Below are 12773 nucleotides of genomic sequence, written 5' to 3'. Positions count from 1 at the left end.
TTCACCAAGTTTCGTTAGGAGATCAATTCTGCTGGGATGAATCTCCCAAAGCTAACTTGGCACTGTCATAGTATGTTAAGGAGTATCTCATTTGGTGTGGCTAGGAGACACGGTAGAGTCAACATGAAACGGAGAAACCTTATTCGCTACGCAGGCGCTGCCTTTCTGACAACGCTAGGCGCAGGCTTAGCTTCTAATTGGCAAGCGGTTCAGGCCCAAACGAGCGTCACAGTGAAATGGCTAGGGCATACCTGCTTTTTGATCACAGGTGGCGGTATTCGGACGTTAGTTAATCCGTTTCAGCCAATTGGCTGCACAGCGGGCTACCGTGCGCCTAACGCAGCGGCTGATCTGGTCATGATTAGCAGCCGCTTGCTGGATGAAGGTGCAGTGGAAAACCTACCCGGCGATCCGCGTGTACTGGCCGAGTCTGGCATTTTTGAATTTCGGGGCCTAGCTGTTCAAGGCATTCCGGTTGATCACGATCGCGAAGGCGGGCGGCGATTTGGCACAAACTTGATCTGGAAGTGGAATCAAGGCGGACTGAACTTAGTACATCTGGGTGGGGCAGCCGCTCCCCTAGAGTTTGAGCAGCAGGTACTCCTGGGTCGTCCAGATATTCTATTTGTGCCTGTAGGCAACAGCGCTAAAGCGTATAGTGCCCAGGAAGCGAAAGCGGCAATTGACCTGCTCAATCCGAAGATTGTTGTCCCAACTCACTACCGAACGCAAGCCGCCGCAGATAACTGTGCAGGCGATTACGCACTCGACCCCATCGAGCCATTTCTGGACATCATGAGCGGTGCAGATGTTCGGCAGGTTGGCAGCGACACGCTGACGGTCAGCTCTAGCAGCTTACCGTCCAGCACCAGAGTAGTGGTGATGAGCTACCCGTTTTAGGGATATTTCAGATTTGAAGGATTAATAAACTACGAATTGGGATGTCTCACATTTTGCACTAAAAACCAGAAGGGTTGTTTTGCCGCCGCGATACGGCGGCAAAACAACCTCTTCGGGTTTTCAAAGTGCAAGGTGCAGGATGTGAGGATGTAGGACTTCTCCTACATCCCAATTTACACAAGCTCAGTCGGCGAAAACTCTTACATTTTGTACACAACCCAGTACATTCTGTTGTACTCGACTGGAGAGAACTTCTCCTTGAAGCCAAATAGACCTGAGGTTTCCGATCCGCCCAAATTCAAGTAGCGATAACCCGCTTGCTTCAGCAGTTTGCAGCACTCAACAATTAAGTACTCTGACAGATAAGGAAACTTCCGATGCAGCGTGATACTGGCATATAGTCCAGCCATATCTGGACTGACGGGTTCCATCGCAAAGAAGCCTGCCGCTTCACCTTCAACCCGCACCAAACGAGAGAAGTAAGCTTTGCCATTTGCCCCAATCGGCGGATAGTGGATGATATTGTCGTAGTCGCTCGGACGCGAAATGTGCAGCTGCTTGACATCAAGATATTCAAAGAATTCTTGTACGATCGCATCTGCTTCCGCTGAATTATCTTCGCTGTTATCTTTACCTAACAGTTCCCACGTGGTTTGTTCGCCGAACTTGGCACAGTACTGATGATAGTTACGCTTTAGGCTACTGTATTCGGCAGCTTCCAATTTGCCCAGCACCACATCAACGTCCACAATTTGCTCTGGGAACGTATCATCTTCTTCCATAGCTTGGGCATGCCAGGGATAATCTTCGATAGGCGAAAACCCGCTCTGAAGTAGCTGGTCACGCTCTTCTAGAGTCAGCTTTTTCACAAATACGGGAACGCCACTCAGCTCCAGCAAATGCTGAGATAGCGTCATCAAACTCTCTGCATCAAACTCACCCATCGGATTGGTCACATGGTAGTGCCAACTTCCACCCAGAGAAAAGCGATCGCCAATGCCAATCGTCACCAGCATGCGACCATCAAAGTATTTCAGGCCCAGTTTATCTGGTCCCAATCCATTAACTGCCTGACACAGATAATAAAAGCTGTTGCCATAGCCCGGATTCGGATCGGTTTCTCGAAATGTTCGAAATAGGGTTCGATCCTTAGACGTAATGTAAGAAACTCGCCCACCATAACGCTTGATAATGCCTTCCGCTAAACGGGTCTTACCGTCCAGAGAATTACTGTGAACAGACGGCAGCTCCGCCTCTGACCACATCCAAAGAAACTGCTTACGATAGGTATCCGCAACAGCAAAATCTTCGATGACTACTGCACGGTGTGGCTGATTCCAAATGATTGTGGCGACTTTGTTGCCATAAATCAAAATAGGAGTTGGACTAAATGCGTGTTCAGGCATCCAGCGATAGACTGCTTGAATTGACTGGAGTTGAGACATATTTCGAGAACGAGTCAAAATTTGTAGCTCAACTCCTTGATGAGTGAGTCGTTGTAATTGTGCCAAGACCTGTTCTGGATTAGCAGATAAAAATGTTTGAGCATCAATTCCGCTTAGGTAAACTGTTCCACCTGCTGTGCCAAATGTTTGTGCAACATCTTCAAGCAAAATTTGAACGACATTATTGTCCTCATGCATGTGCATTGAGGCTGACTTTCGCAACTCAGCAACCATGAATTTAAATCCTCTAAAATTTCCTATGCCATTCTTTGGGGCAATTCGAAATCGTCAACTTAACTAAATGGGGCTGTTCTTTGCTTTTTCAACACGTAAATTGACCAACAGGGAAACTCACATTCATTGACCCAGTTGAACGGTTCATCGCCTTGAGCTAGGGGTTGCACAACATCAACAACTTCCAAGCCAGTTTGTTGAAAGACATGCCGATAATCACTATCTGTCCAGTAGTAGTCAAACAGAACGACATCTGTGCCCCGGATCGACACCTGGACTTGACAGCCGGACTCTAGCGTTTGCTCTTGAGTATCACCCATTTCAAACGACAACCAATCATGACGATAGTAGTCTTCTGAACCCGTTACGACTGTGATGAGGCCATCATCCGCTAATACACGGTGAAACTCCTCAAATGTGTCAATCATCTGAGCAATAGAGCTGTATTCAAGCAGCACAAAGCTTTGAAATATGATGTCAAAATGCTTTGCGGCAAACGGCAACTGCTCTGAATCCAGTAGATAGTAATCACCCTCCATTGCCTGCCGGGCCCGACTCAGCATAAAGGGATTAATATCGACGCCAACTGTATCCAATCCAAGGCTATGTAAAAACCGAGTTGATCGGCCTGTTCCACAGCCAAAATCGAGCGTTCGCTTGCTGTTACTGTCATTACCCAAATAACGCCCGAGCAGCTCAGCCACTGATCTAAACGCTAAAAAGTAGGTGTTCTCGATTTGCAATTTTGAATATTGCTCAGAAAACTGCTGATAGTCATGTGACTGGGAAGAGAGCTGTGTTCGGACTGGTGGTAATGGAGCAACCATGCATAAAATCTCCGAAACGTGAAGGAAAATTAAGCTTCATTCTAAATTACATGGTTTGTGGAACAAAATCTCCGATAAAGTACGGACGATTTAATATTTCTTTGTATTTTGCTCCATTCTTCTAAAATGGGCAAGTTATTGCTCAACAGCAGTTACTGACGCGGTTATATCCACAACTGCTTGATCATCCAAACTAGCAAATAGTATTTGCTAGTGACGCAAAAACCGTATTTTTACTGAAATGCCTACTGAACTCCTCCCTCATTGCACTGACGTAATTCACTATCAGCTTTACTTGAATTGGACAGAAGCTAGGTTGCAAAACGCCACGACAGATCCCAACTCATACTACCTTTATAAAAACAGCGATCCCCTATCGTCAATAATTTTTTGCATCAGCAATTTAGTTTTAAAGAATAAAATTTCACCATACAGGGGCTTAAGATCCAAGTCAGATGGAATCCTTAAATATTCTTATATAAGAAACTGTAAAAAATGCATTTAATTGGTTTGTTAGAAAGTTTTATATACAAGTAGCCTGATAAAAATAAGAAGCGGCCAAAAGTGCGATCGCACTTTTGGCCGCTTCCTATTTTTATCAGACTTTCATATCTAAGTGATATTATAATTAGTCACAATCAATATGCGCTTTTGTAAGCTACTACGCAAACGAAGACGACATTGTTCCCAAAAAAGTTCCCTGGAAAAAGTAGGGGTTTCCGACTAAATGTTAAGGTTTAGGCATCTAAACAAAGTGTCATACACAACAGAAACAGACAGAAATTAAATCGCTATAACTAAAACATGAGAGCGGAAGTTACATTCATAGCCTGAAGAAAAGCCTTCTCGATCTCGTCATCTATTATCAGCAATAGTTTACAGAGCGAAGTATTTGATTGCTGATTTTTGATGCTACTAACATCGGCTATTCCTTAACGTAACGCTGAATATACTGCGTTGATCAATCAAAACAGATCGGTTTCTGTAGCGTGTTTCAATAACGTACAGAGTTTACCAAAAACCATCAATCAATAGGAATAGATCGAGGCTTTACTCACTGAAATTCGTTATCAATACTTGGAGAACACGATGAACATCAAATTATTTGCGCTAATTGCTGCTAGTCTAACGTCTGCAACGGTTGCGATCGCACCAATGGCCAGCGCACAAGAAGCTCCCACAGACTATAGCTATCTTGGTGTTGGCGTTGGGGTTGGCGACCTCGGTCCTGACAGCGATGTTGGCTTGGCGATCAACAGCAAACTGCGGGTTGCTAATCAAGTTTCGCTTCGCCCCAGCGTCATTAGCGACCTCAACTTCGATGAAGACGACAGCAATACTCAGCTATCGTTGCCAATCACCTATGACTTCAACTCTCTGTCAGAGAATGGCCGTTTGCTACCGTTTATTGGTGCAGGCGTAACCTATGCAACGGGTAGCGAAGATGTTGCGCCAATGGCAACTGCGGGAATTGACTATCGCGTTAGTCGGCGAGTTACGGTTAACGGCACAGTTAATGTCAACTTTTACGATGATACGAATGTGAACGGTATCGTTGGCTTGGGTTACACCTTCTAGTTCTAACAGCTAACTGCTGCTTAGGAGTCCAGTACCTTAGTCTGTTCGTCAGCCTAACTCTATAGCTTAAAACGGAACGCCAAAGCAATGCTTTTGGGGTTCCGTTTTAGGTGTAAATTATTTAGTAATCTGCTCCAATAGAAGATGACGAACTCACACTGCTAGGAACAATTTTCCAAAAAGCCAAAAAATACATAGCCATCAACAGGAGCAGTAATAGGTACCCAATATTCGCTGGAATTATTAATAGAAACTTGCTGTCCATAATTGAGTTGTGCGATCGCACTTCTACTTCTATACATCCTTCACCGCAATGTATCCATCAGCCAGCGCATCAGAGCGCTATCATCTTCAGTCTGAGAACGCTGTAGCGCTTCCTCTACCAAGGTGATTTCCAAACCAGGCAACACCTCGGACGTGCGAATCTCGCCGCTGCGGCTATTGACGATATTAAAGGCGATGACCTGTTTCTCTGTGACATTCACGGCCCAGTATTCCGCCACGCTTAAATGCTCATAGAGCAACCGCTTGGCTCCCAAGTCATCTTTGAAGGAACTGCTACCAATTTCGATCACTAGAGTTGGTGGGCCAAATCGATCAATATCAATCGGTGAATTATCTTGATTCGGTAATCGAAACTCGTCACTTATAGCACTGGAAGCTTACCAGGTTTGGGTGCATCAGTAATGCTTTGAATGCGACGGTTAAAATAATCCTCGCGGTAGCTGATTTGTTCTGCGATCGCAAGTCCTAGTCGAAACGCACTTAAGGCTTGAGTTGGATTGCCTTGGCGCAGGTGAATGAGGCCAATATTGTCATAGGTTTCCATTTGGCCGTAGCGGTTGTAGGACTGGCTATCTACGTCTACTAGAAGCTGATAGACGTACAGGGCATCATCCGGGCGTTCTAACGAGAGATACATTTCAGCTAGGGCATTCAGCGCATCGCTGGCCAGGCCATACTGCTGCTGAGCTTGAGCAACTGTAAACGCTTCCTGATAGGCGCGGGCCGCTTGTTCATACTGACCGAGCGCTTCGTGATTGGCTGCGATCGCAATTTTTAGGGCCGGCACATCTTGCGGGCTTTTGGTTTGAAAGTTTTCGGCCAACTGCTCCTGAGTTACGATGGCCTGCTGATAGATATCGCCGCGATCGTAGGTTTTGGCTAAGAGTTCCAGGTAATCGAGTTCACTGGCGGCATCGTTGCGATTTTGGGCAAACGCCATTAGCTCTTGATAAACCGCAGCGGCTGAGGGGTACTTAAACCAGGCCAAGTGGATATCAGCCAGCGTATTCAGCGCTGATTCTTGAATGGCGTCTTCATTGCGTCGTCTCGCCTCGAACGCGATTTGCTCATAGGACGTGACGGCATCGTCGTAGGAGCGCACTGTGGCAAAGGCTTCACCAACCGCCTGGAGCAGCTCAAAGTCTACCGGAATCGTTGCGTCAATGGTTTCATCGGGGTCGAGTTCAGCGGTGCGAATTTGCTGGAGCCGTTCGGTGATGATGTTGACATCAGTGGTTTGGTTCTCATCCCAAACGATTAGGCCCACCCGATCCAATGCCTGCACTTCTTCCATCGGCGGCAGCAACCGCCACAGCCGCAGTTCTCGCCGCCAGATCGCCAGCGCCGCTTCTAGTTCGCCTGCTTCATATTGAGCCACACCTTCGGCGTGAAGCTGGTTCAAATCTTCGCGTAGTTCAGCCTGTTCCGCTTCGTCGAGGGGGCGATTGACCGCTGCTGACGGGATGAGTGGGTCGAGTGGTTCATCCTGTAGTGGATTGCTGAAAAACTCGTCGCGAATCTCAAACCGATTGGGTTCTTCTTCCCCGTCTTCGGTCTCGTCGTCGGATTCATCGTCGGATTCATCGTCGTCTGAAGCTTCTAGTTCATTCGCATCGTCTGCATTACCGAACTCTGCATCTTCAACCGCGTCCTCATCCAGCGCCGGATCAATCTCATCGTCGTCGTCTAGCTCAGAAGCAGGCTCAAAATTGAACTCTCTACCGTCAAAGACTTCATAGGACTCTGATTCAGCCTCAGCGTCTGATTCTGATTCTGATTCTGTGGGTACTACGACATCATCACTTGCATCACCCGTTAAATCGGCTTGGGCGATTATTAAACGAGCTGAATCTGAATTGAGATGAGACGGATTTGCGATCGCAGTTTGACCGTTCATGAGCAGGCTTAATCCAGTAATGAGTCCTGCATAGCTGAGATGAGTTAACCTAAAATTCACTGGCTTCGGTTCGGGGTTGTGATAAATCATGACGGACAAGTTACGTCAGGGTCTCGGCATCGTTATAAGATGATTGTTGCTTAAATTGAACATTACAAGTCGAATCTTTGCAGCAAGGACGCCGTTAATGCAGATTTTGGGATTGCTGATTTAAGGATTGAGTTGTGATGTGGGGGCACTGCCCCCACATCACAACTTAGCCCCAGATTAAGCAACGCCTAGATCTCAGTAGACATCATTTGACGGGTCGTTTTGCTGTCAAGTTCCATAGGTGGAGAGAGGAGTGTCGGTGAAAGCTTTAGTAATTGGCAATGGTGGGCGTGAACACGCTCTGACATGGAAACTGCTGCAATCACCGCAGGTGCGAGAGGTGGTCTGCGTTCCAGGCAATGGCGGCACGGCTCGCTTAGAAAACTGCCGCAATTTACCTCTATCCATGAATGATTTTGAGGGAATCAGTCGCTTTTGTCTGGTCAATAATATCGGCTTAGTGGTGGTTGGCCCTGAGCAGCCATTAGCGCTGGGCGTGACCGACTATTTGCGCGATCAGGAAATCCGGGTATTTGGCCCCACTCAGGCAGGCGCACAGATCGAAGCCAGCAAAGCCTGGGCTAAGCAGCTCATGCAGGAGGCCAATATTCCCACGGCCAAGGCGGCCACCTTTACCGATGCGACATCTGCGATCGCATACGTGGAGCAGGAAGGCGCGCCGATTGTAATCAAAGCCGATGGTCTTGCGGCAGGCAAAGGCGTCACCGTTGCGGCTACGCTTGACGAAGCCAAGGCAGCAATTCAGGACAGCTTTGCGGGTAAGTTCGGTGATGCGGGACAAACTGTTGTGATTGAGGAGTGCCTCGTGGGTCAGGAAGCCTCGGTGCTGGCAATTACCGATGGCCTGACGATTCGTCCCCTACTCCCGGCTCAGGATCATAAACAGGTTGGCGAAGGCGACACCGGGCCAAACACGGGCGGCATGGGTGCCTATGCGCCCACTCCTGTGGTTACGGATGCGATTATGGCGCGGGTACAGTCCGAGATCTTGGAACCTGCGATCGCGGCTCTGCGCGATAAAGGCATTGACTATCGCGGCATTCTGTACGCAGGCTTGATGATTACGCCGGAGGGCGACCCGAAGGTGATTGAATTCAACTGTCGGTTTGGCGATCCGGAAACTCAGGTGGTGCTGCCGCTGCTGGAAACGCCCTTGGACAGCCTGATGATGGCCTGTGTGGAACAGCGGTTGGAAAGCCTGCCGCCGATTGAATGGAAACCCGCTGCTTCCGCCTGCGTGGTGATGGCTGCGGGTGGCTACCCTGGCCCCTACGAGAAGAAAAAGCCGATCAGCGGTTTGGAAGCCGCCGATGAGCTAGAGAATGTCACCGTCTTCCATGCCGGGACGCGCTTGCAGGGACAAGTCATCATTACCGATGGCGGTCGAGTCCTGGGCGTAACCGCAACTGGCGAAACGTTTAAAGATGCGATCGCACTGGCCTATCAAGCGGCTGAAAAAATCAGCTTTGAAGGAGCCTACTACCGCCGCGACATCGGCTATCGAGTGCAGGGTTAATCCGTGATTGTGTCACCGCGCTGCGGTGACACAATCAGTTCCAACTACGCATCTAGCTCCGACAGCTCTAGCCAGCGCTCCGTCGCGTGATCAATCGTAGACGTGAGATCCGCCAGCCGCTCGGATAGCTGCTGAACCTCGGTGTAGCTGCTGGGCGGATTGCCGTAGAGCGTTTTTTCGATCGTTTCTTTCTCAGCTTCCCACTCTGGGATTTGAGTTTCCAACTGAGCCAGTTCGCGCTTTTCGTTGTAGGACAACTTGCGTTTGCGATTCTGGTTCTGTTTAGCATCCGGCTCCACACTCGCAACTTGAGCCGAGCCGTTTGACTGAGCATTGGATTTAGACGCTGGAGTTGCGATCGCAGCTTCAGCTTTTGCGTCTTGCACCTCAGCCTGCTTCCGATCCAGGTAAATTGAATAGTTACCGGGATATTCGCAAATCTCGCCGTCGCCCTCAAAGGCAAAAATCCGCTCCACTACGCGATCCAGAAAATAGCGGTCGTGGGATACCGTAATTACGCAGCCGTTAAAGTCTTCCAAGTAATCTTCCAGAACCGACAGCGTTTGCACGTCCAGATCGTTGGTTGGCTCGTCCAGAATCAGTACGTTGGGCGCACCCATCAGCACTCGCAGCAGAAACAGACGGCGGCGTTCACCACCCGATAGCTTGTGTAGCGGCGTATATTGCTGATTGCCAGAGAACAGAAAGCGCTCCAGCATCTGCGAAGCGGTAATTTGGCCACCATCGGCAGTCGTGACAAATTCGGCTACATCCTTGATGTACTGAATCACCCGCTGCTCCTGATTCGCCGCAGCCACCATCTGCTCAGAATGCTGATCGAAGTAGCCAATATGAATCGTCGAGCCAATGTCTAGAGAACCGGAATCCGGCTCCGTGCGCTGGGTGACGATATCCAGCAGCGTGGACTTGCCGACCCCGTTGCCGCCGATGATGCCAATGCGATCGCGGGGGCCAAACTTAAACGTGAAGTCGTCGATAATCTTGCGATCGCCGTAGGATTTGGAAATATGCTCCAGCTCAATCACTTTCTTTCCAATGCGGCGAGCCGGGGCATCCATCTCCACTTTGCCCTGCGCTTCTTTGAATTCCGTCTCCTGCATATCTTGAATGCGGTAGATACGGGCTTTTTGCTTCGTACTCCGCGCCTTTGGCCCCCGCTTCAGCCACTCTAACTCGCGCCGGAGTATACCCTGATGCTTTTGCTGACGGCTGGCGGCAGCGGTCTCAGCCAGTGATTTTTTCTCCAAGTAATACGAATAGTTGCCGTCGTAGCTGTAGAAGTCGCCCCGGTCGATTTCGATAATCCGATTCGTCACCCGATCCAAGAAGTAGCGATCGTGGGTCACCAGCAGCAGCGCCCCGCGAAACTGGTGCAGAAAATCCTGCAGCCACTCCACCGAATCCGCGTCGAGATGGTTAGTCGGCTCGTCCATCAGCAGCACGTCCGGATCAGCCATTAGTGCTGCCGCCAGGGCAATTCGTCGCCGATAGCCCCCAGACAAATCGCCCACCTTGGTTTCAAAATCCTCAATGCCCAGCTTGGTGAGAATGATTTTGGCATTCGTTTCCAGTTCCCAAGCGTTGGCGGCCTCCATCTCTTCGCTGACGCGGGTGAGCTGGTTCATGAGCTGCTCCAGTTTGTCACCCTGGGCATGGGCCATCTGGTGTGACAGTTCCTCATAGCGACGCACCAAGGCCATCCGCTTACCAGCGGCGGCAAACACCTGCTCTAGAACGGTATTATTCGGATCAACCTGCGGCTCCTGGGGCAAATAGACCAGGCGCAGACTGGAATTGACCTGAATCTCGCCACCATCAATCGGCTCCAAGCCTGCCATCATCTTCAGCAGCGTGGACTTACCGGAGCCATTGGTACCAATTAGGCCCACTTTATCGTTAGCCTCCAGGTTGAAGTTGGCCTCGCGCAAAATCTCTTTGATGCCAAAGTCTTTTTGAACCGATCGCAGGCTTAAGATACTCATACGAATCCGCTAGAGTACTCCACAGAAAAATCTACACGTCTTACATCTTGCCCTAAAACTTCGGATGAGCGGGTTATTACCTGATCGTGATCACCGCCCAATTCGGCCAGAAATCAGGTTGCCGTTGGCCGCTAGAGTTGAGCAAAGTTAAACGGTGCCGTGAAATTGTTATAGCGAATTCGTAGTCGGTCATGAAATTGGGCATCCAGCGCTTCCACTTTGGCGCTGAATTTGGATTCAGCATCCCAGGGAATCAGATACGCTGCGTTGTAAATCATTGCACTGGTGAGCAGGTCGTTCTCTACCGATTCAACGGCCAACACTGTCAGGGCATCTTGAAACACTTGCACGATTGCCTCTTTGCGATCGCGAACGGCCTGTTCAATCGCCTGCCCGATATATAGCACCTCATCCATACTGAGATTCTTACCCTCTAAGCGATCTCGCTCAGCGCGAAGCTTCTCATTTTCAGCCATGAGCATTTCGAGTTCGGCTGCTTCTTCCCAAAAAACCTTGACGCCAACCTCTCGATGTCCATCTAGCTTGGCAAACAACTGCTGGAGTGCTTCCTGTTTAGGCTGAATCAGCTGGCTAATGACATCATTCCACTCCGAGATGATCAGTCCAAATTGAAGCGGCAGTAATGTCCGATGGCCAGCCATCATGGATTGCTCCAGTACCCGCTCATGGCCCAGCAGGTTGCGCCGACTCGCCAAGTAGCGTTCTTGTTGGGCTTCCGAGTACAAAAAAGTGAATTTATCAATCGTGTGAGACTTGACGGGCTGCTTATCCAAACCTTCAAGCTCTAGATTTTGCGGCCCTGGAGCCGGGAAAATGCCGTAAAGATATAAACCGTATCCCATAGTTAGATAGTTGGTATGTTGCGGTAAATAGTTCGATAGTGCGATTGTGCGATTGTGCGATCGCTATCTAGGTTAGGACGTTTTAGGGGAGGGCGGAGCATTTCACCAAAACGTTTATACCTTGACGCAAAACGTTATGTAGAGTCTGGCTTAAATGATCTGGCAGGACTGGGCTACAAATTTTTACTTAAATCTATCAACAAGCTCAAAACAAAGCGATATGAAATTTGTGGAAATTATGTAGATCTAGAAAACTGTGCCGATCAAAAAAGAATAAGTAAGAGAAAAATAAAAGGACACTAAAGGCTGATTAAAGTTTTGTTACAAAATAAGGCTTTGTTAGTTGAGGCATAGGCCGTGAAATTACGGAGGCTGTATGGCTGTTTCATAATATTCAAGCAGTTTGTAGTCATAGTCACTAGGCTTCGTCAGTTCTGGAGTGGACATTGAGCTTCATGACCTCATGTTCTTACCGTAATCAGTAAATCTTTTATGAGCTTTACTAGGTCAAATTGCGGGAAGTTATCTACTGTTTAATAATGCAAGTGTTGTATTGATAAACACGCAAAAAAGTCCGTGTTTCTAGCGCTATGTTCAGTGCTGTCGATTCCATTCTGACCCAATCTGGAATCGAGTCGATTCCCTATTAGATTCACTCTTGGCGGAGGTTTTAGGGCAGTTGCAACCAGTGTTCAACTCAATTGGTTTTGCAATATGGCGCGACAGAGACACAAGAAACACAAACAATATGTGCTGGCGCTGCTGGCAAGTTCGGCTGCTGGTGTTTTGCTGCCATCAGCGGCACAAGCATTCACAGCCAGCTACAGCTCCACTTCCGGTGCAGCTGCTGACACTTGCTCAGCAGTTGCAATCGTTAGGCGCGTCAGCTTATTGGATATATCCAATGGTGCCCTTGCTTCAACATTTCAAGCACATCAGAGCTGTGATATGACCGATCGCTTTGGTAATTATCAGCCTGGTGACCTCAGCATAGTAACCGCAGATGACGCAGTAGTCAGCACTATACAAGTGTTCAATCAGGAACATCCCGGGAGCCAGTTCCCTGGACGTATGCAGGGCGGGGGTACTCGCTAATGCGTACTGCATCTACTAC

At 48.8% G+C, this 12773-nt stretch carries 10 protein-coding genes; 4 read left to right on the top strand and 6 right to left on the bottom strand.

Features of this window, described 5'->3' with window-relative positions:
* The first annotated feature begins 123 nt into the window (after positions 1-123).
* Entirely contained in the window at positions 124-900 is a 777-nt protein-coding gene (locus AC286M_RS27520) for an MBL fold metallo-hydrolase (protein ID WP_488207422.1), read from the top strand.
* A 200-nt stretch (positions 901-1100) separates the two neighbouring features.
* On the opposite strand, the gene AC286M_RS27515 is transcribed toward AC286M_RS27520, so the two are convergent.
* Positions 1101-2579 (bottom strand): GNAT family protein, encoded by a 1479-nt coding sequence (locus tag AC286M_RS27515; RefSeq protein ID WP_488207421.1) that lies wholly within the window; start codon positions 2577-2579, stop codon positions 1101-1103.
* A gap of 59 nt (positions 2580-2638) precedes the next feature.
* The gene (locus tag AC286M_RS27510; RefSeq protein ID WP_488207420.1) at positions 2639-3406 is read right to left on the bottom strand and encodes a class I SAM-dependent methyltransferase; all 768 of its coding nucleotides are present in this window, start codon (positions 3404-3406) and stop codon (positions 2639-2641) included.
* 1089 nt (positions 3407-4495) lie between these two features.
* Here AC286M_RS27510 and AC286M_RS27505 point away from each other — a divergent pair.
* A complete protein-coding gene (locus tag AC286M_RS27505) occupies positions 4496-4984 on the top strand; it encodes a hypothetical protein (protein WP_488207419.1) in 489 nt (162 codons plus the stop codon).
* A gap of 305 nt (positions 4985-5289) precedes the next feature.
* Here AC286M_RS27505 and AC286M_RS27500 read toward each other — a convergent pair whose 3' ends face one another.
* Complete coding sequence (locus AC286M_RS27500; protein WP_488208867.1) at positions 5290-5592, bottom strand: Uma2 family endonuclease; 303 nt, start codon at positions 5590-5592, stop codon at positions 5290-5292.
* 38 nt (positions 5593-5630) lie between these two features.
* A complete protein-coding gene (locus AC286M_RS27495) occupies positions 5631-7226 on the bottom strand; it encodes a tetratricopeptide repeat protein (protein WP_488207418.1) in 1596 nt (531 codons plus the stop codon).
* 289 nt (positions 7227-7515) lie between these two features.
* On the opposite strand from AC286M_RS27495, the gene purD reads away from it, so the two are divergent.
* Positions 7516-8793, top strand: coding sequence for a phosphoribosylamine--glycine ligase (gene purD, locus AC286M_RS27490; RefSeq protein WP_488207417.1), 1278 nt, complete (start codon positions 7516-7518; stop codon positions 8791-8793).
* Positions 8794-8837: 44 nt separating this feature from the next.
* Here purD and AC286M_RS27485 read toward each other — a convergent pair whose 3' ends face one another.
* Complete coding sequence (locus AC286M_RS27485; RefSeq protein ID WP_488207416.1) at positions 8838-10796, bottom strand: ABC-F family ATP-binding cassette domain-containing protein; 1959 nt, start codon at positions 10794-10796, stop codon at positions 8838-8840.
* A gap of 131 nt (positions 10797-10927) precedes the next feature.
* Positions 10928-11659: a gas vesicle protein GvpF gene (gene gvpF / locus AC286M_RS27480; RefSeq protein ID WP_488207415.1), complete on the bottom strand. Its 732-nt coding sequence runs from the start codon at positions 11657-11659 to the stop codon at positions 10928-10930.
* A gap of 714 nt (positions 11660-12373) precedes the next feature.
* Between gvpF and AC286M_RS27475 the strand changes: the two genes are divergently transcribed.
* Positions 12374-12754 (top strand): hypothetical protein, encoded by a 381-nt coding sequence (locus tag AC286M_RS27475; protein WP_488207414.1) that lies wholly within the window; start codon positions 12374-12376, stop codon positions 12752-12754.
* The last annotated feature ends 19 nt before the right edge of the window (positions 12755-12773 follow it).

It is taken from the genome of Thainema salinarum CENA647 (genome assembly GCF_057732415.1).
The sequence above is the reverse complement of the archived record's forward strand: the minus strand, read 5'-3'. Positions and strand labels throughout refer to the sequence as shown.